Source organism: Actinocrinis puniceicyclus (genome assembly GCF_018283645.1).
GTDB lineage: Bacteria > Actinomycetota > Actinomycetes > Streptomycetales > Catenulisporaceae > Actinocrinis > Actinocrinis puniceicyclus.
On sequence record NZ_JAGSXH010000023.1, the window covers coordinates 21,578 to 47,568 of the forward strand.

At 70.2% G+C, this 25,991-nt stretch carries 18 protein-coding genes and 1 tRNA gene; 7 read left to right on the forward strand and 12 right to left on the reverse strand.

Going from position 1 to position 25,991, the window contains the following annotated elements; genetic code table 11:
* Positions 1 to 22: 22 nt before the first annotated feature.
* Positions 23 to 1,231: an ATP-binding protein gene (locus KGA66_RS09355; RefSeq protein ID WP_211466771.1), complete on the reverse strand. Its 1,209-nt coding sequence runs from the start codon at positions 1,229 to 1,231 to the stop codon at positions 23 to 25.
* A 255-nt stretch (positions 1,232 to 1,486) separates the two neighbouring features.
* On the opposite strand from KGA66_RS09355, the gene KGA66_RS09360 reads away from it, so the two are divergent.
* Positions 1,487 to 2,032 carry an NUDIX hydrolase gene (locus KGA66_RS09360; protein ID WP_211466773.1) on the forward strand — a complete coding sequence of 182 codons (546 nt, stop codon included), beginning with the start codon at positions 1,487 to 1,489 and terminating at the stop codon, positions 2,030 to 2,032.
* Between the two features lie 97 nt (positions 2,033 to 2,129).
* Here the strand turns inward: KGA66_RS09360 and KGA66_RS09365 are convergent.
* Positions 2,130 to 2,219 (reverse strand) — tRNA-Ser (locus tag KGA66_RS09365).
* Positions 2,220 to 2,595: 376 nt separating this feature from the next.
* On the opposite strand from KGA66_RS09365, the gene KGA66_RS09370 reads away from it, so the two are divergent.
* Positions 2,596 to 5,862 (forward strand): PAS domain-containing protein, encoded by a 3,267-nt coding sequence (locus tag KGA66_RS09370; protein ID WP_211466775.1) that lies wholly within the window; start codon positions 2,596 to 2,598, stop codon positions 5,860 to 5,862.
* A gap of 44 nt (positions 5,863 to 5,906) precedes the next feature.
* On the opposite strand, the gene KGA66_RS09375 is transcribed toward KGA66_RS09370, so the two are convergent.
* The gene (locus KGA66_RS09375; RefSeq protein ID WP_211466777.1) at positions 5,907 to 7,541 is read right to left on the reverse strand and encodes a long-chain fatty acid--CoA ligase; all 1,635 of its coding nucleotides are present in this window, start codon (positions 7,539 to 7,541) and stop codon (positions 5,907 to 5,909) included.
* A gap of 365 nt (positions 7,542 to 7,906) precedes the next feature.
* Here KGA66_RS09375 and KGA66_RS09380 point away from each other — a divergent pair, with 365 nt between their 5' ends.
* Positions 7,907 to 8,965, forward strand: a complete 1,059-nt coding sequence (locus KGA66_RS09380) for a hypothetical protein (RefSeq protein ID WP_211466779.1) — start codon at positions 7,907 to 7,909, stop codon at positions 8,963 to 8,965.
* A gap of 65 nt (positions 8,966 to 9,030) precedes the next feature.
* Here the strand turns inward: KGA66_RS09380 and KGA66_RS09385 are convergent, their stop codons facing one another.
* Positions 9,031 to 9,765 (reverse strand): AMP-binding protein, encoded by a 735-nt coding sequence (locus KGA66_RS09385; RefSeq protein ID WP_211466781.1) that lies wholly within the window; start codon positions 9,763 to 9,765, stop codon positions 9,031 to 9,033.
* Between the two features lie 164 nt (positions 9,766 to 9,929).
* Complete coding sequence (locus tag KGA66_RS09390) at positions 9,930 to 10,409, reverse strand: SseB family protein (protein WP_246507293.1); 480 nt, start codon at positions 10,407 to 10,409, stop codon at positions 9,930 to 9,932.
* Between the two features lie 68 nt (positions 10,410 to 10,477).
* Here KGA66_RS09390 and KGA66_RS09395 point away from each other — a divergent pair, with 68 nt between their 5' ends.
* The 3 genes from KGA66_RS09395 (at position 10,478) to KGA66_RS09405 (ending at position 15,878) form a co-directional block, all read left to right on the forward strand.
* Positions 10,478 to 12,304 (forward strand): acyl-CoA dehydrogenase, encoded by a 1,827-nt coding sequence (locus KGA66_RS09395; protein WP_211466783.1) that lies wholly within the window; start codon positions 10,478 to 10,480, stop codon positions 12,302 to 12,304.
* Between the two features lie 297 nt (positions 12,305 to 12,601).
* Positions 12,602 to 14,419 (forward strand): TIGR03767 family metallophosphoesterase, encoded by a 1,818-nt coding sequence (locus tag KGA66_RS09400; RefSeq protein WP_211466785.1) that lies wholly within the window; start codon positions 12,602 to 12,604, stop codon positions 14,417 to 14,419.
* A 172-nt stretch (positions 14,420 to 14,591) separates the two neighbouring features.
* The gene (locus tag KGA66_RS09405; protein ID WP_211466786.1) at positions 14,592 to 15,878 is read left to right on the forward strand and encodes a M18 family aminopeptidase; all 1,287 of its coding nucleotides are present in this window, start codon (positions 14,592 to 14,594) and stop codon (positions 15,876 to 15,878) included.
* A gap of 103 nt (positions 15,879 to 15,981) precedes the next feature.
* Here KGA66_RS09405 and KGA66_RS09410 read toward each other — a convergent pair whose 3' ends face one another.
* The 6 genes from KGA66_RS09410 to hisC form a co-directional block, all read right to left on the reverse strand.
* Entirely contained in the window at positions 15,982 to 17,835 is a 1,854-nt protein-coding gene (locus KGA66_RS09410) for an NHL domain-containing thioredoxin family protein (protein ID WP_211466788.1), read from the reverse strand.
* Positions 17,836 to 17,900: 65 nt separating this feature from the next.
* A complete protein-coding gene (locus KGA66_RS09415; protein ID WP_211466790.1) occupies positions 17,901 to 18,698 on the reverse strand; it encodes a carbon-nitrogen family hydrolase in 798 nt (265 codons plus the stop codon).
* Positions 18,695 to 20,188 carry a dihydrolipoamide acetyltransferase family protein gene (locus KGA66_RS09420; protein WP_246507294.1) on the reverse strand — a complete coding sequence of 498 codons (1,494 nt, stop codon included), beginning with the start codon at positions 20,186 to 20,188 and terminating at the stop codon, positions 18,695 to 18,697. Before KGA66_RS09420 ends, KGA66_RS09415 begins: the two co-directional genes overlap by 4 nt.
* A gap of 18 nt (positions 20,189 to 20,206) precedes the next feature.
* Entirely contained in the window at positions 20,207 to 21,214 is a 1,008-nt protein-coding gene (locus tag KGA66_RS09425) for an alpha-ketoacid dehydrogenase subunit beta (RefSeq protein ID WP_211466792.1), read from the reverse strand.
* Positions 21,211 to 22,404, reverse strand: coding sequence for a pyruvate dehydrogenase (acetyl-transferring) E1 component subunit alpha (gene pdhA, locus KGA66_RS09430; protein WP_438822026.1), 1,194 nt, complete (start codon positions 22,402 to 22,404; stop codon positions 21,211 to 21,213). Before pdhA ends, KGA66_RS09425 begins: the two co-directional genes overlap by 4 nt.
* A 345-nt stretch (positions 22,405 to 22,749) precedes the next feature.
* A complete protein-coding gene (gene hisC, locus KGA66_RS09435; protein ID WP_211466794.1) occupies positions 22,750 to 23,853 on the reverse strand; it encodes a histidinol-phosphate transaminase in 1,104 nt (367 codons plus the stop codon).
* A gap of 145 nt (positions 23,854 to 23,998) precedes the next feature.
* Between hisC and nicT the strand changes: the two genes are divergently transcribed.
* Positions 23,999 to 25,126: a Nickel transporter NicT gene (gene nicT / locus KGA66_RS09440; RefSeq protein ID WP_211466796.1), complete on the forward strand. Its 1,128-nt coding sequence runs from the start codon at positions 23,999 to 24,001 to the stop codon at positions 25,124 to 25,126.
* Positions 25,127 to 25,146: 20 nt separating this feature from the next.
* On the opposite strand, the gene KGA66_RS09445 is transcribed toward nicT, so the two are convergent.
* Positions 25,147 to 25,950: a nuclease-related domain-containing protein gene (locus KGA66_RS09445; protein ID WP_211466798.1), complete on the reverse strand. Its 804-nt coding sequence runs from the start codon at positions 25,948 to 25,950 to the stop codon at positions 25,147 to 25,149.
* Positions 25,951 to 25,991: the final 41 nt, after the last annotated feature.

The window sequence follows — 25,991 nt, forward strand, 5'->3', positions numbered from 1 at the left end:
TTAGCGGCGAGCGTTAGGACGATCAGACCGGCTGCGAGCGCAGGAAGTGGCCGAAGTGCGGGACGGTGAACGCCACCGAACCGCGCTCGGCCGCGTAGACCAGACCCTTCTTGATCAAACTGTCACGAGCCGGAGAGAGCGAAGAAGGGCGGCGGCCGAGAGACATGGCGACGTCGGCCGTCGGGACCGGACCGTCGCCGAGAGCGGCCATCGCGCGCATGTACTCACGCTCCGCCGGGGTGGCCCGCTCGTAGCGGGAACCGAAGAACCCGACCGCCAGTTCAGCCTCCGCCTCGGGCGCGGCGACCTTGACGTCCTCCGCCGTGATCGGTGATGTCAGGGCCGCGTCCCAGGCGACCTTGCCGTACGCCTGGATGAAATAGGGGTAGCCGTCGGCCGCGTCGTAGAGCGAGTCGAGGGCGTCTACGGCGAAACTCACGCCCTCCCGCTGCGCCGGCGCGGTCAGCGCCTGATCGGCGGCCTGGCGTTCGAGCCGGTCGATCCGGTGATAGCGGAAAAGCCGCTCCGAGTATGACTTCGAACTCGACAGCAGCACCGGCAGTTGGGGCAGCCCCGCGCCGACGATGATGAGCGGCGCCCCCGTCTGCGAGAGCTCGTGGCAGGCGGCGCAGAGCGCTGACAGGTCCGGGGCGGGCACGTCCTGCATCTCGTCGACGAACAGCGCGATTCCGACGCCGAGGTCGGTGCCGATCGAGGCCGCGTCGGTGAACAGTTCGGTCAGGTCGATCTCGATGTCGCCGGAGTCGGCGCGGCCACGCGCCGCGGGCACGTCGATGCCAGGCTGCCAGCGGTGCGCAGGCTTGGCCGCGGCCTTCGACTGCCCGGTCCGGCCGACATCGCCGTCGCGCAGGGCGAAAGCCTTGATGACCGACAGCACGTAGTCGACCCGCTCCGGGTCGCGATGCCGCGCGGCCAGTTCACGCACGGCCATGTGCAAGGCCGCCGCCACGGGGCGCCGCAGCGTCTGCTCCGGTCGCGCCTCGATCTTGCCGGTCCCCCACAACCGCCCGATCGCCTGCGACCGCAGCGCGTTGAGCAGCACGGTCTTGCCGACCCCGCGCAGACCGGTGAGCACGAGCGAGCGCTCCGGACGACCCTTGGCGATGCGCTCGAGCACCACGTCGAACTGGTCCAGCTCGCGATCCCGCCCGGCCAGTTCGGGTGGACGCTGCCCGGCGCCCGGCGCATAGGGATTCCTGATCGGATCCACGAAAACGACTCTATGACGGCGTCTCAGCTCTACGCTAGACACTCATATACTCCGCAATGAGCGCTCGTCGCGCTTGACCGGTCGACAGCGAGGCGAAGGGTTGGCCGGTGGGAGGCGTCCACGCCGAGCAGCGGGACGCCTGTGGGCACCGGGCCGGGCCGGTTGAGCGACGATGTGGGCGCTTCGGGCATCATCACGCGTTCCAGTACGTTGTCATGACTATCGCGCACACCCCGCAGCAGGACGGACCGCTCTATGGCCATCCACTTGGAGAAGATCACCGCTACTGTTGACGCCTACCTGTCGGCGTACCCCGAGGAACGCGAGGCGCTGGCCCCGTTGATCCAGGCGCTGGGCAAAGGCTTCGACTTCACCTCGCGCCGCCGTTATCCGGCACACATCACCGCCGGCGTCATCCTGCTCGACGACCAGGAACGGGTCCTGCAGATCCATCACCGCGGCCTGGGCCGCTGGTTGAACCCGGGCGGGCACTGCGAGCCGCACGACAAGTCGCTGACCGGGACCGCGCTGCGCGAACTGGCCGAGGAGTGCGGGATCAGGCCCGAGGACATCGAGCAGGTCGGCGGGGAGGACGCGCTGCCGATCCAGATCGACGTGCACCCGATCCCGGCCAGCGACGTACGCGCCGAGCCGGCACACCGGCACTTCGACTTCCGCTTCGCGTTCCGCACCGGGGCGAACGTCGTGGCGCTGGGCGAGGATCGCCAGGCGGTGGCGCACCGATGGCACCCGCTGCGGGCTCTGGGAGACGCGGTCCTGGCCGCGCGGCTGACCGCGTAACGACCCGCCCGGCCGGCGCGCGGCCCACGCGCGCCGCGGATGAGAACAGCAAGGCGAAGACTGAAGCGGCCCCCGTCCTGAGACGGGGGCCGTGCAGCGGAGGCTGAGGGATTTGAACCCTCGATGGGTTTTAGACCCAAACCGCATTAGCAGTGCGGCGCCATAGACCGGACTAGGCGAAGCCTCCTGGAACAGTTCGCCCCCATGCGGGAACGCGGACAGCACTTTCCGGGACACCGTGGGTGACCGGCTTGGTACGATCCCGGACAGCATACCCGGATCGGCGACGGTGCGACAAAACAAATCCGGGTTCTTGCAGCGCGGCGTTCGCGCGGCGGGCGCCGGGCGGCAACCCCCCGGCGTTCCGGGACGTCTACCGGGAAAGTGGTCCCTCCCGCCACAGCGCAGCGTGTGGAATAGTCGGACGCACAATCCGCTTCGGGCCGCGCCGACCGTGGCGGTCCCGAGGTGTGGTCGGGGCGCCAAATGTGGGCGCCGACCAGGCGTGTCGACCGATCCGTCGCGACGGGTCGGCCTGGAAAGCGAGTGGAGGGCAGTACCCGTTGAGCCGTACGTCCGGCCGTTCTGCCTCTCGACTCGCGGCGATACTCGACGCGTTACCGGACGCGCTCCTGCTCGCCGACACCTCGGGAACGGTGGTCAACGCCAACGCCGTCGCCCTTGAACTGTTCGAAGGCGAGAGCGCCGAGCGGCTGCTCGGCAAACCCGTCGTGCTGCTGTTGCCGGGTCTCGGCCGGGCGATGGCGCACATGGGACCGGGACCGGCCGCGCTGCCCGCGGGCTCCGCGCCGGCCGGCGCGGTCCCATCGGGTGCGGGGCGGTCGCGCGGCCCGGCCGAGCGGCTGGCCGCGCGGCGCACGGACGGCACCGTCTTCCCCGCCGAGGTGAACACCGCGAGGCTGCCCGACGACGGCGACGAGCTGACGTTGTACGTGGTCCGGGACCTGACCGGCGTGCTCGACGTCGAGGCGGAACTGCGCCGGCAGCAGCGGCAGATCGAGCTGATCCTGCGGGCCGCGTCCGAGGGCATCATCGGCATCGACAACGAGTCCCGCATCGTCCTGGTGAACCCGGCGGGCGCGCGGATCCTGCGGCACCGGGCCAGCGACTTGGGCGGGCAGGACGTGCACGAGTTGATCGCGCACTCGGCCGCGGACGGTACGCCGATGGCCGCGGACCAGGTTCTGATCGTCGACAGCCTGCGCACCGGCGCCAAACACCGCTCCCAGGACGAGGTGCTGTGGCGCAGCGACGGCAGCGCGGTGACTGTGGACGTGACCACCGCGCCGGTATACGAGGGCGATGTGATCATCGGCGCGGTGATGACCTTCGCCGACAACGGCGAGGCCCGGGCGGCGACCCGGCGGGCGCGCGAACTGGCCGAGGTGCTGGAGGACGAACTGCACGGGCCGCTGGCCGCCGTGCTCACCGAACTGCGCAACGTGGCGGAGTACGGGATAGGCGAGCTGGGCCCGAACGTGCGCCAGGCCCTGAGCTCGGCGACCTCGGACCTGGCCGAACTTGCCCGACTGGTGGACGACATCGTGGACTACCAGCACATGGTGGTCGGCGACACGCCCTGCGATCCGCGCAAGATCGCGCTGTCCACGGTGGTGGACGCGGCGGTACAGGCGACGGACTCCGACGCTGCGGCCCTGGGTGTGGATCTGGTCGCACATACCGCGGACGTCGAGGTCATGGTCGATCCGCAACTCTTCGCGACGATGCTGGCCCATCTGCTGGCCGACATGATCAACGCCTCACCGGTCGGCGGCAAGGTCGTGGTCACCGCCGCGCGGCGCGGCCCGGTGGCGCGCATCGAGATACGAGGACCGCACACCGGCGGCGGCCCGCTGCACCTGCCGATCGCCCGGGCGATCGTCGCGCAGCACGGCGGCACGGTGACGACGCACCGCATCGCGGGCAAGGGCAACACGCACGTGGTCGAGATCCCGCTGGAGGGTCCGGCGGGTGGCGGCGGCAAGAGCGCGCAGCGCGCGCTGGCGAAGGGCAGCGGCGCGACGGGCCCCGCCGCGGGCTCGTCGGTGGCCGCGGCCAATTCGCGGGCCGTGACGGTGGCGCGGATCGCTCCGGTATCGCGGGTGCGCGTTCCGAGCGCGGACCACCCGCAGCCCGGCGGTGCTGCGGCGAAAGTGGCCGTGACGTCGCCGGATGCGGATCCGGGCGCGGCGGCCGCCGGTCAGGTAAAGCAGATCGAGAAGACCAACGGCCACCACACCAGCCACGGAGCGGATGCGCGGCGGCCGGTCGCCGCCGCCGCGCCCGGGCAGAACGGCCAGGCGCGCATTCCGGTCCAGTCGCGTTCCTCCGGTTCGTTCCCGCTGGACCTCAAACCGAGCAAACCTCTGCCGACCAGCGACGTGTGGTCGCGCCCGCCGCGCAATCCGGCGGACCCGCCGACGCAGGAGTTTCGGGCGATCGGATCCGCCACCGCCGCGGCCCACTCGGACCAGGTCGCCGCCGCGAACGGCGGCACACAGGTGACCGAACCGCAGGAGCAGCGCCCGTGGCAGCCTCAAGCCGAGGCCGCGCCGGAGGAACAGCCCGTGCAACAGCCGGGGTCGCAGAACGACGACCAGACGATGCACGGTCAGACAACGCCCGGTCAGCAGGGCCAGGCGACCCAAGGCCAGGCGACGCACGACCAGGCGGCGGCGCACCCCGTCGAGGAGACCGGGCAGCCGCGCGGCCGCAGGCGAGCGGCTCATTCCCCGGACTCGCCGGCATCCGCCGCGCCGGTACCGCCTCAAGCCGACGCGCGTGCGGCGCGGTTCGACGTCACGGACGACGCGCCGACACAGCGGATGCCGCCGGTGGTGATCGGCGACGCCCGGCCGGCTGAGCGGACCGGCGGACCGGCGGCGCTGCGTCCGGTCACCGCGCAGGTCGTCTCGCCCCAGCCGGTCCGCGGCCGGCCCGCGGCGATCGAGCCCGGATCCACCGAAGCCGTGGCGGCGCGGCCAGGGACCTCGATTTCGAGAGCCGTCGATCAGAGGACTGCCGATTCCGGTGCCGTCCCGGGGGCGACGGCGTCCGGGACGAGCGCGGTCAACCAGGAGCCGACGGACTACCCGACGTTGTTGCTCTGGCCCGAACCGGACGAATCCACCCTCGAACTGCTCGACGAGCGCGGATACGAGGCCGTGCCGCTGGACAACTTCGACGCGCTCGCGCGCACGCTCGACGAACTCGCGTCGCAGCAGGCGAAGCGGCCCAGCGCGGTGCTGGTGGACCCGATCGCGGCCCCGATCACCCGGCGCGGCCTGAGAATACTGCGCGGCGCGGCGGTCAACGCGAGCCTGCCGATCATGGTGACCGCGGGCATCGGCGGCGGCCCGGCCGAGTCGCCGCAGGGTCCTGATCCCGCGCTGCTGCTCCAGGCGCTCACCCCGCCGGCGGTCTCGCTGCCCCGGGTGCTGCTGATCGAGGCGCGTGACGGCCTGGCCGAGGCGATGACGGACGCCCTGGAGCGTCAGGGCATGCAGGTCCTGCACGCGGCGACCGACGCGGAAAGCATCGACCGCGCGTCCGATGGTGTACCCGACGTCGTCCTCATGGATCTGATGCAGCTACGGCGGCGCCGGGCCGGAATCGTCGAGTGGCTGCGCGACCACGAACGGCTGACCACCACGCCGATCGTCGTCTACACGGCCCTCGACACCGATTCGGCGCAGTTCGCGACCGGGCTGCGCAGCGGGACCGACGCGCTGTTCCTGGCGGAGCGATCCACCGACGCGGAGGCCGGCAACCGCATCGCCGACCTGCTCGCGAAGATCTGCCCGGCCTGACGCGCAAGGCGCCGGCGCGGCTACCGCGGCACGGAAGGCGCCGCTCAGTCGAGCTGGGTCACCTCGTAGTCGCCCTTCGCGTAGCGACGCCGGACCTCCTTCTTGTCGAACTTGCCGACCGAGGTCTTCGGCACCGCGTCCAGGGCGGTCCAGCGCTCCGGCAACTGCCACTTGGCGATCCGGCCGGAGAGGAAGGCGCACAGCTGCTCGAACGGCACCGGATCCTCGCGCCAGACCACGGCCGCGAGCGGGCGTTCCGACCAGCGCTCGTCCGGCACGCCGACGACCGTGGCCTCGGCGATCGCGGGATGGGCCATCAGGTGGTTCTCCAACTCGACCGACGAGATCCACTCGCCGCCGGACTTGATGACGTCCTTCTCCCGGTCGGTGAGGTTCAGATACCCGTCCGGGGTGATCGTGCCGACGTCGCCGGTGCGCAGCCAGCCGTCGCGGAACTTCTCAGGGTCGTCGTCCCGGTAGTAGGAAGCGGTGACCCAGGGTCCACGCACTTCGAGTTCGCCCACCGCTTCGCCGTCGTGCGGCAACTGCTCGCCGTCCGCGCCGATCAGCCGCGCCTGCACGAGCGCCGGGAAACGTCCCTGGCTGCACCGGTACCGGAAGCGCTGCTCGCCCTCGGATCCGGCCGGCGGGTGCGCCACCGAGCCGAGCGGGGAGAGCTCCGTCATGCCCCAGGCGTGGATGATCTGCACGCCGTAGCGCTCGTCGAAGGCCGCGATCATGGCGGGCGGACAGGCCGAGCCGCCGACGACGGCCCGCCGCAACGTGGGCACCACGCCGCCGGTGCGGTCCAACTGCGCGAGCACGTCCGCCCAGATCGTCGGAACCGCGCCGGCGAAGGTCACCCCCGCCTCGCGGATCATCGTGATCAGCGGCGCGGCCTGCAGGAAGCGGCCCGGCATCACCATGGCGGCGCCGGACAGGAAACAACCGTAGGGCAGGCCCCACGCCATGGCGTGGAACATCGGCACGATCTCCAGTGTCCGCTCGGCGGCGTCCAAGGTGAACCCGGTCGGCGAGCAGACCTCCAGCGAATGCAGGTAGACGGATCGGTGGCTGTAAGCGACGCCCTTCGGGTTTCCGGTGGTGCCGGATGTGTAACACATCGCCGCCGCGTCACGTTCGTCCACCTCCGGCCAGTCGAACGTCGTCGGCTGCCCGGCCAGCAGTTCCTCATAGCCGAGGACGGATTTGCCGGCGGCCGCGAACGCGCCGGTGTCCGCGGCGGCCAGGTCGCCGACCACGACGACGTGCTCGACCGTGGGCAACCGGTCCGCCAGCTTGGACAACAGCGGTACGAGCGTGTCGTCCACGATGACGACGCGGTCGTCTGCGTGCTCGATGATGTAGGCGACCTGGTCGGGGAACAGCCTGATGTTGATCGTGTGCACGACGGCGCCCATGGACGGGATCGCCAGGTATGCCTCGACATGTTCCTGCGTGTTCCACATGAAGGTGCCGACGCGCTGGTCACCCGTGACACCGAGGAGTTCGCGAAGCCCGTGGGCCAACTGTGCGGCGCGACCCGCCACTTCGGCGAAGGTCGCGCGGCGGAAACCGGAACCGGTGTATGTCAACACCTCGGAACGCGCGTGTGCCATGGACCCGTAGCGCAAGATGGAGGAAATCGACAGCTGAACATCCTGCATCGTAGAGCGCACGCCGCACCACCTGTCCGTTTGGGTTCGTCGCCGCGACGCACGTCATCGGCTCCGGCGTTTTGGAGCGTAGAGCCGATCGGCTTTCGAAACCAGCCTCCGTGTGGGCTGATCACGGCGCACCGCGGCGCACCGTGACTCTCACCCCGAATTTACCCGCCATCTGTCCGGCTTTGTAGGATTGTGCTCCGTGAGCGGTGCAAGAAGCACGACAAGGTCGTACCCTGTGGGACTGTTGGAATCGGCACTTGTTCAGTACCTTCGGTTCATGTTCGGCGCGCTGCACTCCGAGCACCACCTTCCCTACCGCTGCGACGCCTAGGCGGATCCATGATGCTGTGCGTGAGCCGTGTTACCGGAGCGGCCCGATGAGCCTGCCCCCCTACGACCAGTCGGTCCGCGACTTCGAGCGGTACTTCCAAGTCGTGCTGCCGGATTCCGTGGGGCAGGCCACAATCGGGTTCCGCGACGGCGTCTGGTATCGGCTGAACAGCGGCTCTCCGCACCCGGTGCCGATCCGCTCGGCGATCATCCTGTGCCCGCATGCGGCCGGGTCGATCGTGCAGATCGCCTGCTGGTGGATGCGTGAGAACACGCGCGCCCCGCGTGCCCTCGATCTGGCGACGGAGCTGGCGCTGACGGTGGGCGAGCTGGCCCGCAAAGCCATCGAGGACGACCCGCTGGGCATGTCGCTGACCACGCTGCCCCAGGCGCCCTCGCAGAGTTCGTCGACACCGCTGGGTGCGTCCTCGCTGGGCAGCGCGAGCCTCGGTTCTTCGTCCTCGTCACTCGCGGGCGGCTCATACGACAGCAGCTCGTACAGCGGCTCGTACAGTGGCTCGTACGGCAACTCATACGGCGGCGGATCCTACGACAGCGGTTCGTACAACTCCGCTCCATACGCGGCCGAGCCGTACCCGGCTGCGCCGCCGCCCGCGCCGTCTCCGTACGAGCCCGCGTATTCCGCGGCGACCACGCTGCTGCCGCAGATCACTCCGAACATGCCCGCGCCCGACATGACGAGCACGGGACGCTCGTTCGGCGGGGCGCAGCGCCCCTCGGGCCCGATGCCGGGGCTGCCCGCGCTGCCGCCGCCGGCCCCGGGCCGTCCCGCGCAGGCGCCGCCGGGGTTCGGCCCCGCGCGCGGCCAAGGCGGTGCGATGCCCGGCGGACGCCCGCCGATGGGCCCGCCGCCGGGGCAGTCGGGCGCTTGGGACCGGCCGGGCGGTTTCGAGCCGGGCCGCGGCAGGCCCTCGGGCGGCCCGCCGCCGCGCCAGCCGGGAAATGAGAACATCGACCCACGCGGGGAGTTGCGCGGTGGACCGCCCGCACCCCGGCGCCCGGAGCGCGACGAGTACAACGGCAACGGCCGGCCCGCACAGGGACGACCCGGCGGCGGCCGACCGGATCCGGGTCGCGCCTGGTAGCCGTTCCGGCCTGCGCGGCCCCCTGGTCGCGCCCCCGGTCGCGCGCTCCGGTCGCACCCGCCCGATCAGGTGCGCACCAGTACGGTTCGCGCACCGTGCCGGATGCCGTGTAGTGCGTTGAGCATGCCGCGGGCCAGGAAGAGTGGGTCCGCGACGACCTTCGTCTCGCCGGGCTCCGGTGTCACGCCGGCGACGCCGAGGTGCAGCGCCCGGTGGGTGAACGCCACGTGCTCGTGGTCGTCCCCACTGTGCACCTGGAGCACCGGGTCGTCGACATGCGGCCGGTGCTTGGCGGCCTCGTACATGCCCTCGCCGGTTTCGTGCAGTTCGAGCCAGAGTTCGTAGTCGTCGGTGCCGTGCGGGTTGTCGCTCGGCGGCCCCACCATGACCACGGTGTCCAGTTCGTCGAGCTCGGGCCGTATGCGCTCCAGCAGCTGCGCGAAATCCGAGCCGACGAACAGCAGCTTCACCTGCTCCCGGCGCAGGATGCCGACGATCACGTGGTCCGGCAGCCGCCAGTTGAGGATGACCGCGGTGGTTCCGGTCAACGCCGCCGCGAAGAGCGCTTCAAGGCAGGCCGGATGGTTGTGCGAAAGCACCGCGAAGCGTTCCCCGGGCCGCATCAGACAGGCGCGCAGCCCGCAGGCCACGTGCCGGATGCGCTGGTCCAGTTCGCGCCAGGTGAGCCGGTGCTCGCCGCACTCGACGGCGGTGGCGCGCGGGCTGTGGCCGAGGTGGCGCTTGACCAGTTCGGTGATGAGCGCGGGTTCGTCGAGCAGAGAGCCGGAGCCGAGCGGCATGTGCGTTCCCCCAGTACTGCCGATGCTGTGTCAGATAAGATATGCGCCTGTGTCAGCGCTGAGCGAGACGAGTCGCATGTGATGCCAGGGACATTAACGCGGCGCGTGCATGGTCGCCAGGGGTGTCACAAGGCGCCGGGCAAAGGATCAGTTCGCTGATCGGATCAGCCGTACATCCGCTTCATCGTGTAGTCGATCATCTGGTCGATGGCCTGCGCGTCGAAGACGACGCGGTGCTCGCCCTCCAGGTCGAGCACTATGCCGTATCCGGTCGGCAGAAGGTCGAGCACCTCCGCGCCCGTGACCGTGAAGTACCGGGACTGCTCCCCGGAGTAGCGGCGCAACTCGACCAGCGAGGAGAACATCGGGATGACCGGTTGCGGAGTGTCGTGCAGCGCGAGGAAGCCGGGCCGCTCCCCGCGCGGGCAGTAGACCTTGCATGTGGTGAAGACGGCGTGGAAGTCCTCGGGGCTTATCGCGCCGGAGGCGAAGGCGCGCACCGCGTCCGCGAGCGACGGCTGGAGCACCTGGCCGCCGCCGGAGTCGTCACCGTTGTAGCCGTACACAACTGACGAGCGTAGCGGGCCGCGAAGTCCTGCGGGCACCATCGAAGTCCCGCCGGTGGCTTGCGGGATGTTACCCATGAGTAGCATCATGAAGTTACCGACTAGTTCTACTCGCAGGTAGCCGAGGACGCAAAGGACCACCCCCTATGGGCCACTACAAGTCCAACCTCCGTGACATCGAGTTCAACCTCTTCGAGGTGTTCGACTCCGGGACCCACTACGGCTCCGCCGCGTACCCCGAGATAGATGTCGAGACGGCGCGCACGATCCTGGGCGAACTGGAGCGTCTGGCCGTCACGGAACTGGCCGAGTCCTTCGCCGACGCCGACCGCAACCCGCCGGACTTCGACCCGTCCACGCATTCGGCGACGCTGCCGGAATCCTTCAAGCGCTCGTACAAGGCGTACATGGACACCGAGTACTGGCGCCTGGGGCTGCCCGAGGAGATGGGCGGCACGCTCTGCCCGGCCTCGCTGCGGTGGGCCGCGGGTGAACTGGTGCTCGGCGCCAACCCGGCCATCTGGATCTACGCGGCCGGCACCGACTTCGGCAGGGTCCTGTGGGAGCTGGGCACCGACGAGCAGCGCAAGATCGCGAAGCTGATGGCCGAGCACCTGTGGGGCGCGACCATGGTGCTCACCGAGCCGGACGCCGGCTCCGACGTGGGCGCCGGCCGCACCAAGGCGGTCGAGCAGCCCGACGGCTCCTGGCACATCGAGGGCGTCAAGCGGTTCATCACCAGCGGCGACCACGACCTGTCCGAGAACATCATCCACCTGGTGCTGGCGCGGCCGGAGGGCCACGGCCCCGGCACCAAAGGCCTGTCGCTGTTCGTCGTGCCGAAGTTCCTGTTCGACTGGGACACCGGCGAACTGGGCGAGCGCAACGGGGTGTTCGTCACCAACGTCGAGCACAAGATGGGCCTGAAGGTCTCCACCACCTGCGAGCTGACCTTCGGCGCGGACCGCCCGGCCAAGGGCTGGCTGGTCGGCGAGGTGCACAACGGCATAGCCCAGATGTTCAACATCATCGAGATGGCCCGGATGATGGTCGGCACGAAGGCCATCGCCACCCTCTCCACCGGCTACCTCAACGCCCTCGAATACGCGAAGACCCGGGTCCAGGGCGCCGACCTGCCGGAGGCGACGAACAAGAACGCGCCACGGGTCACCATCACGCATCACGCGGACGTGCGCCGGCTGCTGATGCAGCAGAAGGCTTACGCCGAGGGCATGCGGGCGCTGGTGTTCTACACCGCCAGCTGGCAGGACCGGGTGTACGCCGCGCGGCTGACCGGCGGCGAGGACGAGCTGGCCGAGCGGATCAACGACTTCCTGCTGCCGATCGTCAAGGGCTACGGCTCGGAGAAGTCCTACGAACAGCTGGCGCACTCGCTGCAGATTCTCGGCGGCTCCGGCTACCTGCAGGACTACCCGATCGAGCAGTACATCCGCGACGCGAAGATCGACACCCTCTACGAGGGCACCACCGCGATCCAGGGTATGGACCTGTTCTTCCGCAAGATCGTCAAGGACCAGGGCCGGGCGCTGACCCACCTGAAGTCCGAGATCCAGGCGTTCCTCGACGCCGGGGTCGGCGGCGAGAGGCTGGCCGTGGAACGGGACCTGCTGGCCGGGGCGCTCGGCGAGGTCGAGGCGATGGCCAACGCGATGTTCGCGCAGGCGGCCAAGGCGCTGGAGAACGCGCGGGAGATCTACGTGGTCGGGCAGTCGACCACCGATTTCCTGTACTCGGTCGGCGATCTGGTGATCGGCTGGCTGCTGCTGCGGCAGGCCGCCGTCGCGCTGGACAAGAGCGCCGCGGCGTCCGCGAGGGACGTGCCGTTCTACACTGGGAAGGTCGCCGCGGCGAGCTGGTTCGCCCGCAATGTGCTGCCGCTGCTCACCGCCCGGCGCGCAGTCGTCGAGGCCACGGACAACGCGCTGATGGACGTGCCGGAGGAGGCGTTTTAGAGTGCGCGCGGATAGGGGTGCCGTGCTGGGCGGTTCAGGACCGAGCATGGCAAGACGTGGGCGAAGGCTCATCCTGGTTGGCTGTGCCTTTGACCACGACGCAGCCAGGCGATGTGTCATCAACCGTCCAGCGCGGTACCCCTATCCGCGCGCGCTCTTAAGCCGCCGCGCTCCCGCACCGGTCCGAGCGGCGCGTGTGAACGCCCGGTCGGATTGGTGATCGGGCTGTGCGGGCCGGGTCCCCGGAAGGGATGAGCTCCTTCCGCGGGACCTGGTTCTCCGCGTATCGTGCCCGCCGTGGTGGGACTGCTGCGACGCATCTTCGCGATACCTGTCGGCCGGCTTTTCGCCAGGGCCCCGGCCGAGCCGCCCGTGCCCGTGGACGCCGCAGCGGACACCGGCTTCGCCCCGGCCGCGCCCCGGGACACCACCCTCGCCGAGACGCTGCTGGCTGGTCCGGCGGGGCCCGGCGGCTATCGGCCGATCGTGGCGGCGCCGGGCGAGCCCTATCTGCTGCGCGAGGAGCTTGCCGGCCGCCCGGCGCCCGGTGGCGCGGGGGGCCGCCGCTCGCCGATTCTCGCCTTCGCGCATCTGACGGACATTCACCTCGTCGACGATCAGTCCCCTGCCCGCGTCGAGTTCCTCGACCGGTACAACGACCCTGGTTCGCGTTTCACCGGGCTGGCCAACCTGACCGGGGCCTACCGCCCCAACGAGATGCTGACGGTGCAGGTGGCCGACGCGATGGTGCGGCGGATCAACCGGATCGGCGTCGGGCCGGCCTTCGGCGCGCCGCTGGCCTTCGCCGTGGCGACCGGCGACAACGCGGACAACGCGCAGTACAACGAGACCCGCTGGTTCGTCGACGTGCTCGACGGCGGCTCGATCCGCCCGGACTCCGGGGACCCGGACAAGTACGAGGGTGTCGCGGACTGGTCCAAGTACGACGCGCGCTACTGGCACCCGGACGGAACGCCAGAGGGCGCCGTAGACGATCTGCCGAGGGCGTTGCACGGCTACCCGGTCGCACCCGGCCTGCTCGATGCGTCACGCAAGCCGTTCGACGCGCAGGGCTTGCGTACCGCGGACGGCGAAGCGTTGCCGTGGTACTCCGCGTATGGAAACCACGACGCACTGATTCAGGGCAACCTGCCGCGCTTTCCGGAGAGCTCTGAGTACGCCACCAGCACACACAAGGCCGTGGAACTGCCTACGGGCACCGACCTGATGCACTTGGCCATCGACATCGCGCGCATCTCGCCGCATGCCGTCGAGCAGTTGATCTCCGGGGATTTCCGGGTGGTGTCGGCGGATCCGGACCGGCGGCTGCTCGATCGCGCCGGCATGGTGCGTGAACACTTCGAGACCACAGGGCTTCCGGTCGGCCACGGGTTCACCCAGGAGAACCTGAGCGAGAACACCGCGTACTACGGTTTCGACGCCGGCCCGGTGCGCTGCTTGGTGCTGGACACGGTCAACCCGCATGGCGGCGCGGACGGTTCGCTGGACGAGAAGCAGTTTCTGTGGCTGGAGAGCGAACTCTTCGCGGCGGCGACGCGGTATCTGTCGGAGACCGGCGAATTGGTGCACGGTGCGGGTACGGACCGGCTTGTCGTCGTCTTCAGTCACCACACAGCCGAGACGATGGGCAACTGGATGACGGAACCGGGTCAGCACCGGGTGCTTGGGCCCGCGGTGCGCGACCTTCTCCTCCGCTTCCCGAACGTGGTGTTGTGGGTCAACGGCCATACACACATCAACGCCGTCGTACCGCATCGTCGTCACCCTGATTCACCGGTTACGGGCGGATTCTGGGAACTGAACACCGCGTCGCATGTGGACTGGCCGCAGCAGGCGCGGCTGGTCGAGCTGGTGGACAACGGCGACCGGACGCTGTCGATCTTCGGGACCGTGATCGACCACGCGGCTGCGGCGGCACCGCCGCGCACCGACTCGGGATACGAACTCGGCTCACCCCTCGCGCTGGCCGCGCTGTCCCGGGAACTGGGCCTCAACGACTGGCAGTCGCGGACGCGTTCGGTGCCAGGAGCGGACGGCCGCCGCGGCACACTCGCGGACCGCAACGTGGAACTGCTGCTGCCCGCGCCGTTCTGACGGGCTGCCCGGCCGGGCTGACCAGAGCCGACCATCGCCGACCATCGCTGACCAGGCAAGAAAAGCTCTGCGGGAACGCGGTGGCTGCCACGCGGCCCTGAGCTTGCGGCGGCCGGACGCGGATGCGAGCGGTCCCTGCGCCGCTGCCGACGCGACCCGTAAGCTGGGCCGCATGGCACAGTTCGACCGCACGCACACGGACAATCTGCTGACGTATCTGGCCGCTTCACCCACTCCGTACCACGCGGTGGCGGAAGCGGCGGCGCTGCTGGACAAGGGCGGTTTCCGGCAGCTGTCCGAAACCGAGGCGTGGGATGGGCAGCCCGGCGGGCAGTACGTCATCCGCGGCGGCGCGCTGGTGGCCTGGTATCTGCCGACGGATGCGGAGCCCTCGCGGCCTTTCCGGATCATCGGCACCCACACCGACTCGCCGAACCTGCGGGTGAAGCCGGTCCCTGACACCGGGGCGCTGGGCTGGCGGCAGGTCGCGGTCGAGGTGTACGGCGGCGCGCTGTTCAACAGCTGGCTGGACCGGGACCTCGGCCTGGCCGGGCGGCTGGCTCTGCGCGACGGGTCGCAGCGCCTGGTCCGCGTCGACCGGCCACTGCTGCGCGTACCGCAGCTGGCGATCCACCTGGACCGCGGCGTGAACGAGGGCCTGAAGCTGAACCCGCAGGCGCACCTGACGCCGGTGTGGGGTCTGGGTGAGCCGGTCGAGGGCGACCTGATCGAGTTCCTGGCGCAGGAGCACGACCTGGCGCCCGAGGAGGTGCTCGGCTGGGACCTGATGGTGCACGACGTGCTCGCGCCGGCCTATCTCGGCCGCGACGCGGAACTGGTCGCGGCGGCGCGGCTGGACAACCTGCTGTCGGTGCACGCCGGCGTGGGCGCGCTGTTGGCGGCCGCGCGGTCCGGGATCGGCGCGGGCCCCATCCCGATGCTGGCCGCGATGGATCACGAGGAGAACGGCTCGGTCTCCACCACCGGCGCGGCCGGCCCGTTCCTGGAATCCGTCCTCGAACGGCTCGTCGAAGTCCGCGGCGGCGGCGTCGACGCCCGCGCCCGGGCCTACGCCGGCTCGGTGATGGCCTCGGCGGACCTGGCCCACGCGGTGCACCCGAACTACCCGGAGAGGCACGATTCCGGCCACCGGCCGCTGGCGAACGGCGGCCCGGTGCTCAAGGTGAACGCGAATCAGCGGTATGCGACGGACGGGGCCACCCGCGCGGTCTGGGCACGGGCCTGCGAGGCGGCCGAGGTGCCGTGGCAGACCTTCGTCTCCCGCAACGACCAGCCGTGCGGCAGCACCATCGGCCCGATCGCCTCATCCCGGCTGGGCATCGCGACATTCGACATCGGGGTCGCCGCGCTGTCCATGCACTCGGTCCGGGAGTTGTGCGGCGCCGACGACCCGTGGCGTCTCGCCGCCGCGCTGGCCGCGTTTCTGCGACTGAGCTGAAGCTCTCCCGCCGTGGGTCCGGGCGAGCCCGGCACTCGCCGACAGTCAGTCGTTGACCGTCACTCGTTCACAGCGGCCTGAGACGTGGGACGGACGGACGCAGTCAGGACTCTGTTCCGCGCAGGATGAGGGAAAGCCGGTTCGGCGCGTCGCGGACGAGCCGGACCGGGATTCCCCAGTCCTGCTGGTGGACGTGGCAGGCGGGGAAGAAGCCCTCGTCGTCCTCTTGCGCGCCCGGTGGCGGTTCGTCACAGGACGCTGCCCTGACCGAAACGTGCAAGACGCCTGATTCCAGGTCGCCGTCGAGTACGAGCGTGCGGCGCAGTGGCGTGTTCCGTCCGGCGCCCTCGCTGAGCAGCTGCGGCGGGGAGGCGGACACGACGAGTTGGGTGGAGGGACCGTAGCGCTCGTCGAGCTTCTGGCCCGCCGGGGGTTCGAAGACCACTGACAGCTCCAGCTCACCGGGTGACAGGTCGGTCGCGGGACGCTGGGTGCGGTAGGCCGCCGACTCGACGCGTAGGGCCTCCTCGGGCAGGCGCACGCGGGTCAGGCGGTGCGCTGCCGACTCGACGACGAGCAGGTCGCCGTCGGCGAGGACCGCGTCGGAGGGTTCCCTCAGGCCGGTGATCAGGGTACTGACCTGGTCGGTAGCCGGGTCGAAGCGGCGGATGGCGCCGTTGTACGTGTCGCTGATCGCGATGGATCCGTCCGGCAGGGCCGTGACGCCGAGCGGGTGCTGGAGCAGCGCCTGCCGCGCGGCGCCGTCGCGCAGGCCGAAGTCGAACAGCCCGTGGCCGACCACGGTGGTCACGCTCGCCGCCGCGAGATCGAGGCGGCGCAGCGCGGAGGACTCGGAATCGGCGACCCAGACGACCCCGTCCGCGTCCACGGTCAGGCCGGACGGCTGGGAGAACCACGCCTCGGCCGCGGCGCCGTCGACGAGCCCTTCGTTTGTTGTGCCGGCGAGTACGGACACCGTCCGACTGGCCGGGTCGTACGCCCACAGTTGATGGATCCCGGCCATGGCGATGACGGTTCGGCCGTCCGCCGCCACCACCAGGTCCCAGGGCGAGGAGAGGTCCACCTCGCGGGCCGGGCCGCTTGTCGCGCGACCCTGAGACCACTGCCGGCCGGTACCGGCGAGCGTGGTGACCTCTCCGGTGCGCAGGTCGATGGCGCGCAGCGCGTGGTTCACCGAGTCGGCGACCACGGCGGTGTGCTCGTCGAGCAGGCACAACCCCTGCGGTTCGCTGAACCAGGCCTCGTGCGCCTCTCCGTCCAGCAGACCGCGTTCGCCCGATCCGAACCGGCGCAGCACGCTCTCGCCGTCGGCCGCGAGTTCGACCACCGAATGATGCGCGGTATCAGAGACCAGGTACGTGCCGCCGGGCAGTGCGATCACCTTGCCGGGAAAGCTCAGCGCGGTGGGCTCGGGCTCCGGCGGCACGTAGGGACTGTCGCCGCGTCGCAACGTACCCTTGGCTTCGTGCTCTGTGACGAGTTCGGATAGCAGGGTACGCAGACCGTGCGCGTGGCCCTCACCGGACATCTGCGCGACGACGTACCCTTCGGGATCGATGACGCTGAGCGTGGGCCAGGCGCGCACCGCGTAGGCCTTCCACGTGGTCAGCCCGGGGTCGTCGAGCACCGGGTGCCGCACGTCGTACCGCGCGCAGGCGGCGACGAGCGCGTCATGGTCGGCTTCGTGTACGAACTTCGGCGAGTGCACGCCGACAACGACCAGCACGTCGGCGAACTGCTCCTCCAACTCGCGCAGTTCGTCGAGCACGTGCAGGCAGTTCGCGCAGCAGAAGGTCCAGAAGTCCAGCAACACGCACCGGCCGCGCAGATCCGCGAGTGTCAGGCCCTTGCCGCCGGTGTTGATCCATCCGCCCGCGCCGACCAGCTCAGGGGCGCGGACGCGGGGCTGCCTGAGGTTGCCGTCACCGTTGCGCATCGTTCGATTCTAATCGGACTTCAGCGGGTGATCGTCACGCCTTCGGTCGTCACAGCCTTCGATCGTCACAGCCTTCGGTCCTTGAGCACGGGAAAGCTCTCGCGGGTGCGCTCGACCAAGCCGGGGTCGATCTCGGCGTAGACGATCTGCTCACCCTCGCCACCCTCGGCCACGATCTCGCCCCACGGATCGATGACCAGCGAGTGGCCGGCCATCTCGATCCCGGCCTGAGTGCCGGCCGCGCCGCACGCCAGCACGAACACCTGATCCTCGATGGCGCGGGCACGCGAGAGGGTCCGCCAGTGCTCGACCCGGCGCGCCGGCCAGGCCGCGACCTGCAGAACCGTCTGCACACCGGCGTCGAGCAGGCCGCGGTACAGCTCGGGGAAGCGTAAGTCGTAGCAGGTGGCCAGCCCGATCTTGGTCAGGACGGTGTCGTCGAGGTCCAGCAGGTCGAAGCTGACCAACTGCTCGCCGGGCGACATGACCGCCGCCTCGCCCTGGTCGAAGCCGAAGCGGTGGATCTTGCGGTATCCGGCCAGCAGCTCGCCCTCGGCGTCGAAGACCAGTGAGGTGTTGTACAGCTTGCCGTCCGGGGTCCGCTCCACGATGGACCCGGCGTGCAGCACCACACCGCAGTCCATCGCCGCCTCACGCATTACCTGTGCGGTCTCGCCGTGCAGCGGCTCGGCGCCCTCCCGCCACGGCTCGGGATCGAACGCCCCGTGCAGCCACAGCTCCGGCAGCGCGACGAGATCCGCGCCGTCCTCGGCGGCCTCGTGGACCTTGGCCACGGCCAGCTCGCGGCTCTTCTCGGGCGCGCGGCCAAGGTCCACGTCGAATTGGATCAGTGCAGCCTTCACACCAAGGAAGCTACCGGGTCCTCCAGCACACGGCCAACGTCGCGCAGGAACTTCGACCCCAGTTCCCCGTCGATCATGCGGTGGTCGAAGGACAGGCCGAGCGTGGTCACCCAGCGCGGCTTGATCTTCGCCTTGCCGTGCTTGTCGGTCACCACCCACGGCTGCTGCCGGATCGCGCCGAAGGCCAGGATCGCGGCCTCGCCGGGATTGATGATCGGGGTGCCGGTGTCCACGCCGAACACGCCCACGTTGGTGATCGTGATGGTGCCGCCGGTGAGGTCTTCGAGCGCTGTCCGGCCTTCGCGCGCGGTCGCGGCGAGCCCACCGAGCGCGAGCGCGAGTTCGCGCAGCGGCAACCGCTCGGCGGCCTTGATGTTGGGCACGATCAGTCCACGCGGGGTGGCCGCGGCGATGCCGAGGTTCACCGATCCGTGGATCACGATCTCCTGCGCGGCTTCGTCCCAGGAGGCGTTGACCTCCGGGTGCTTGGCCACCGCGAGCAGCAGCGCCTTGGCGACGAGGAGCAGCGGCGAGACCTTCACGTCCGCGAACTCGGGCAGCGCCTTGAGCCGCGCGACCAGCTTCATGGTGCGTGTCACGTCGAGGGTGAGGAACTCGGTCACGTGCGGCGCGGTGAACGCCGAGGACACCATCGCCGCGGCTGTCGCCTTACGCACACCCTTCACCGGTACGCGCCTGGTCTCGCCCACGGGAACGATCATCGGGTGCGACCCGACAGGCGGGGCCTCCCGGTGTGTCGCCGCCCGCTCGACCTCGTCGCGCGTGATGACGCCGTCCTCACGCTCGGGCGTGATCGTCGCCAGATCCACGCCGAGGTCCCTGGCCAGCTTGCGAACCAGAGGCTTGGCGAGGACATAGCCCGGGCGGGCGGTGGCCCGATCGGGTGCTTGCGGCTGCTCGGGTCGGATCGGAGCGGCGAGAGCGCCGGCAACCGCGGGACGGGCCGGAGCAGTGACCGCGGCCGCCTGCTGTGCCGGCCGCTGCTCAATGGTCTGAGTTTGCGCCGCCTGAGTCTGCGCCGCCTGGGCCTGCACTGCCCGGGCCTGCGGAGCCTGGGCCTGCGGAGCCTCACTCATCGGCTTGCGCGCGCGGCGCTTGGTGGCTCCGTGCGTTACGCCGTACCCGACGAGCACGGGCTCGCGCTTGGCTTCGCCCTGGCCGTCTGCCCGCGGCGCGCTGTCGGCTCGGCCGGATCCGGTCGCCGGCGCCGAACCGCCCGGCTCGGCGCTCGCGGTCTCGATCGCGATGATCGGCGTGCCGACGTCCACCGTGCTGCCCTGCTCGACCAGCAACTCGCGCACCACGCCCGCGAACGGCGAGGGCAACTCGACCGCCGCCTTCGCCGTCTCGATCTCCACCAGAGTCTGGTTGACCTTCACCTCGTCGCCGACGGCGACGACCCACTGCAGGATCTCCGCCTCGGTCAGGCCCTCGCCCACGTCGGGCAGCCGGAACTGCTTGATCGCCATTGCTTCGGCTCCCCTCTCTCAGTGCTCGAAGGCGCGGTCGACGGCGTCGAGCACGCGGTCCAGGTCGGGCAGGTAGGTCTCCTCGATCCGCGAGGGCGGATACGGGGTGTGGAATCCGCCGACCCGGCCGACGGGGGCCTCAAGCCGGTAGAAACAGCGCTCGGTGATCTGCGCGGCCAGTTCGCCGCCGAGCCCGAAGAAGACCGGGGCCTCGTGCACGACGACCAGCCGGCCGGTTCGGCCGACCGAATCGGCGACCGTGTCCACGTCGAGCGGCGAGATGGTGCGCAGGTCCACGACCTCGATCGAGCGTCCCTCGTCCTCGGCGGCGCGGGCCGCGTCAAGACAGGTGCGCACCATCGGGCCGTGGGCGGCGAGCGTCAGATCGGTTCCCGGGCGCACCACGACCGCCTGGTCCAGCCGGTACGCCGGGCCGGCCGTCTCGTCGAGCTGAGCCTTGTCCCAGTACCGGCGCTTCGGCTCGAAGAAGATGACCGGATCATCGGACTCGATCGCCTGCTGGATCATCCAGTAGCCGTCCACCGGGTTCGAGCAGGCCACGACGCGCAGACCGGCGGTGTGCGCGAACAGCGCCTCGGGCGACTCGGAGTGGTGCTCGACCGCGCCGATGCCGCCGCCGTAGGGGATGCGGATGACGATCGGAACGCGCATCTTGCCGAGCGAACGCGCATAGAGCTTGGCGACCTGCGTGGTGATCTGGTCGAAGGCCGGGAAGACGAAGCCGTCGAACTGGATCTCGCACACCGGCCGGTAGCCGCGCAGCGCCAGGCCGATGGCGGCGCCGATGATGCCGGACTCGGCCAGCGGGGTATCGATGACCCGGGCGTCACCGAAGTCCTTCTGCAGGCCGTCGGTGACCCGGAACACCCCGCCGAGCTTGCCGATGTCCTCGCCCATCAGCAAGACCTTCGGGTCGCGCTCCATCGCGCGGCGCAGGCCCTTGTTCAGCGCCTTGGCGAGGGTGACCGGGGCCGCGGCGGCGGCGGAGTCGGGAGCCGCGCTCATCGAGCCGCCTCCTCGTCGTGGAAGCCGTCGAGGTACGCGGACAACTGTGCGCGCTCGGCCGTGACCTGAGCGTGCGGTCCGGTGTACACGTAATCGAACATGCTCATCGGATGCGGGTCCGGCAGCGCCAGGCAACCCGCTCGGATCTCGGCGGCCAAGGCGTCGGCCTCGGCGTCCACGTCGGCGAAGAAGGCATCGTCCGCCTGAGCCTCGCGCACGAGGTACGCACGCAGCCGGGCGATCGGGTCTCGGGTACGCCAAAGTTCGACTTCGTCATTGCCGCGGTAACGGGTCGGGTCGTCCGAGGTGGTGTGCGCCCCCATGCGGTACGTGTAAGCCTCGATCAGCGTCGGGCCGTTGCCGCTGCGGGCGCGGTCGAGCGCGGCGCGCGTCACCGCGAGGCACGCGAAGACGTCGTTGCCGTCAACGCGCACTCCGGGAAACCCGAACCCGGAAGCGCGCCGGAAGAGGGGGACGCGGCTCTGCCGCTCGGTCGGCTCGGAGATCGCCCACTGGTTGTTCTGGCAGAAGAAGACCACCGGGGCGTTGTAGGAGGCGGCGAACACGAAGGACTCGTTCACGTCGCCCTGGGAGGAGGCGCCGTCGCCGAAGTAGGCGATCACCGCGTCGTCCGAGCCGTCCCGCTGGATGCCCATCGCGTAGCCGACCGCGTGCAACGTCTGCGATCCGATCACGATGGTGTACAGCATGAAGTTCTTCTCGTTCGGGTCCCATCCGCCGTTGTTGACCCCGCGGAACATGCCCAGCAGGTTGATCGGCGGGACGCCCCGGGTCCACGCGACGCCGTGTTCCCGGTAGGTCGGGAAGGCGAAGTCGCCCGGCCGCATCGCCCGGCCCGAGCCGACCTGCGCGGCCTCCTGGCCGAGCAGCGAGGCCCACAGACCCAGCTCGCCCTGGCGTTGCAGCGCGGTGCCCTCGGTGTCGACCCGCCGCACCAGGACCAGGTCCCGGTAGAGCGCGCGGGCCTGCTCGGCGTCCACTTCGAGCGGATAGTCCGGGTGGCTGCGTCGTTCACCCTCAGGGGTGAGCAGCTGAACCAGGGGGAGCTGTTCGGCTTCCCCGTTCTCGTCGGCGGGGTGGGCGGCATCCGGCGGGGAGAGCGGTTCAGGCGCCGGTGCCTGCGCGGACCGGCGGGAGCGCGCCGGGGTCCGTGTCGTCACGTTCTTCACTCCTCATCGTCGGCGAGGACCACGGAGGTCGTCCGCGGTTACGTCCTCAAGGCGGCCGGCACGGCGAGGTGAGGCGCGGGTGGGCTCAGTCACCCTCCGCGTCCGGACCGTCGCCGGTCGGTCGCTCCGTGTTCCCGGGATCGCCGGGCGCGGTTGGATCGTTGCCGGGTCGCCGCGCCGCCGCCTCGGATGTCGGCGGGCGAACGCGTTGACGAGGGTCACGTTACCGACCGGTTGCATCTGTCGAACAGTGCCTACCGGCTTAACCACGGACTGAAAACTTGTACCTCGGCTCAGGTGCTTAATCATTGCGTATGCTCAAAGGCCGGCAAGCGAGGCAGCACCTCACGCGAAACGCGCGGCCACCGCGATCACCAGATCGTTGGCCGCGGGCTCGCCGATGGTGACGCGCACCCCCTCGCCGGCGAACGGCCGCACCGTCACGCCCGCCTCCTCACAGGCCGCGGCGAACTTCTCGGTCCGCTCGCCCAGCCGCAGCCAGTAGAAGTTGGCCTCGGTGGCCGGTACCGCCAGGCCGTGGGCGCGCAACGCGTCCAGCACCCGGCCGCGCTCCGCGACCAGCGCGGCGACCCGTTCCCGCAGAGCGTCGCCGGCGCGCAGCGAGGCCACCGCGGCGGCCTGGGCCACCACGTTGACGCCGAACGGCACGGCGCACGCACGCAGCGCGGCCGCGACCGGAGGATGCGCGACCGCGAAGCCGATCCGGAGCCCGGCCAGACCGTAGGCCTTCGAGAAGGTACGCAGAACGCAGACGTTCGCTCGATCGCGGTACACATCGATGCCGTCCGCGACCGCTGGGTCGCGGTTGAACTCGCGGTACGCCTCGTCGATGACCACGAGCACGTCGGAGGGCACGCGGTCCAGGAAGCGCTCCAGTTCGTCGCGGTGCACCACCGTGCCGGTCGGGTTGTTGGGCGTGCAGACGAAGATCAGGCGGGTGCGTTCGGTGACCGCATCGGCCATCGCGCCGAGGTCGTGCCTCTCGTCGCGCAACGGCACCTGCACGCAGGTCGCCCCCGCGATCCGGGCCAGGATCGGGTACGCCTCGAAGGACCGCCACGCGTACACCACCTCGTCCCCAGGACCGGTGGTGATCTGCAGCAGTTGCTGGGCGACGCCGACCGAACCGGTACCCACGGCCAAGTGCTCGACGGGCACGTCGTAGTACGCGGCGAGCACGCCGAGCAGTTCGCCCGAGCCGAAGTCCGGGTAGCGGTTGACCGATGCCGCGGCCACGGTCGCGGCTTCGAGCACGCCCGGCAGCGGCGGGTACGGGTTCTCGTTTGAAGCGAGCTTGTACGACGGCCCCGCGCCGGGCGTGGGCGCCTTGCCCGCCTTGTAGGCCGGCAGCCCGGCCACAGCCTCGCGCAGCTTCGGACGAGCGGACGACCCGGTGCCGGCGGCCGGTTCGCCCGCCGAGTTCGCCATCGCAGAATTGGTCACCGCTGCCCGCTTTCTCCGCTCCGCGGCGGCAAGCCCGCCACCGCGCTCAGCGTACGTCTTCGGCCAGGCGACTTTCATCCGTGCAGTTGCTTTATAGCCGCAGATGCGAACTCTTTGCAATAGTAGCCACATGAGCCGATCCGCCATCGCCGAACAGGCGCCCGCGCCAGCCCCCGAAGCCGGCCTGATCGGACGGTTGCGCGGCGCGCTGACCCGGGCGGAGTGGTACCGGCTGGCCGGCATGGGCGGGTTCATCCTGCTGCTGCATCTCGTCGGCTGGGGCATCGTCCTCACCCTCGCTTCGAGGCACTACCCGCTCGGCGCGGCGGCCTTCGGCGTCGGCACCGGACTGACCGCGTACACCCTGGGGATGCGGCACGCCTTCGACGCGGACCACATCGCCGCGATCGACAACACGACGCGCAAACTCATGGGCGAGGGCGAGCGGCCGCTGTCCGTGGGCTTCTGGTTCTCGCTCGGCCACTCCTCCGTCGTCTTCGGGCTCGCGCTGCTGCTCTCACTCGGAGTCAAAGCACTGGTCGGGCCGGTGAGGAACGACGGCTCGCGGCTTCACCACTACACCGGTCTGATCGGCACCACGCTCTCCGGTGCCTTCCTCTACCTGATCGCGGCGGTCAACGTGGCGATCCTCTGGGGCATCCTGAAGGTCTTCCGCGCGATGCGCCGCGGCGCGTTCGACGAGGCCGCGCTCGAAGCGCACCTGGCCAACCGCGGCCTGCTCAACCGGCTGCTCGGACGTGTCACGCGGGCGATCAGCAGGCCCTGGCAGATGTACCCGGTCGGGCTGCTGTTCGGCCTGGGCTTCGACACCGCCTCCGAGGTCGCCTTCCTGGTGCTGGCTTCCACCAGCGCTCTGGCCGGGCTGCCCTGGTACGCGATCCTCTCGCTGCCGGTGCTCTTCGCGGCCGGGATGAGCCTGCTGGACACGATCGACGGCTCGTTCATGAACTTCGCCTACGGCTGGGCCTTCGCCAGCCCGGTGCGCAAGGTGTACTACAACCTGACCATCACAGGGCTCTCGGTGGCCGTCGCGCTGATCGTCGGGACCGTGGAGCTGCTGAGCCTGGTCGCGCAGCAGTTGAACTACACCAGCGGATTCTGGTCGTGGATCGGCGGGATGAGCCTGAACACGGTCGGGTTCTTCATCGTCGGGCTCTTCGTCGCGACCTGGGTGGTCGCGCTCGCGGTGTGGAAATACGGCCGGATCGAGGAACGGTGGCGGCACGGCGGGGGCTGACACGCCGGCGCCGCGCGTCATCATCCGGCTCTGGCCGGGTCCTTGCTCAGCAGCAGCCGGTCGGCGGCGTCGGCCAGGCTCCGCACGGCGGGGGCCGACCAGCGCACGTCGGGGCTGCGCAGCATCGGGGCGAGCTGCGGGGGGGTGACCACGGTGACTCCGAGCATGTTGCGCGGTGTGCCCGGCAGATTCTCCATGTGCACCGCCAGTACCGGCTGCACGGTGACTATGCCGACCTCCTCGTCGTGCGCCGCCGCCTCGGTCAGCGCCTCGCCGAGTGCGCGCGCCTGCTCGACCAGGCGCTTGAACATCGGCGCCCGGTCTTCGTGGTCGACGTAGATCTTCGTGCCGAACATCCGCACGTCACGGTTCTGCCACTGCTTGGAGTCGATCAGGAAGGCGCCGCGCGGCGAGAGCACGAGGTGTTCGACCTCGAACGGCTCGGTGACCCGTGTGAGCATCCGGTCGTGCAGCACGATCGCCCGGCCCCGGATCTCCACCGCCCGCAGCGCCTTGCCCGTCTCGGACTCCGCCGCCGCCCGCGCCCGCACCCGCACCAGCGCGTCCGGTTTGCGGAACAGCACGTCGAGCACGACCGCGAAGGCGAGCACGAAGTAGAGGGCGCCGAAGAACGGGAAATGCGTCGAATAGCCCGCGACGATCGAAACGCCCACGATCGCCGGACCCCACCACAGCGCGGAGAGCGCCGCGGACCGGCGACGGTTGGAGATCCAGGCGCTGTAGCGCTGCGAATAAGCAATCTGCAGGCTCTGGCCCGCGCGCGGCGGACCCTCCCGACGTGCCGCCCGGCCGATCGTGGCCATCGGCAACCTCCTAGAAGCCACGGGTGCTCGACACGGCCGCG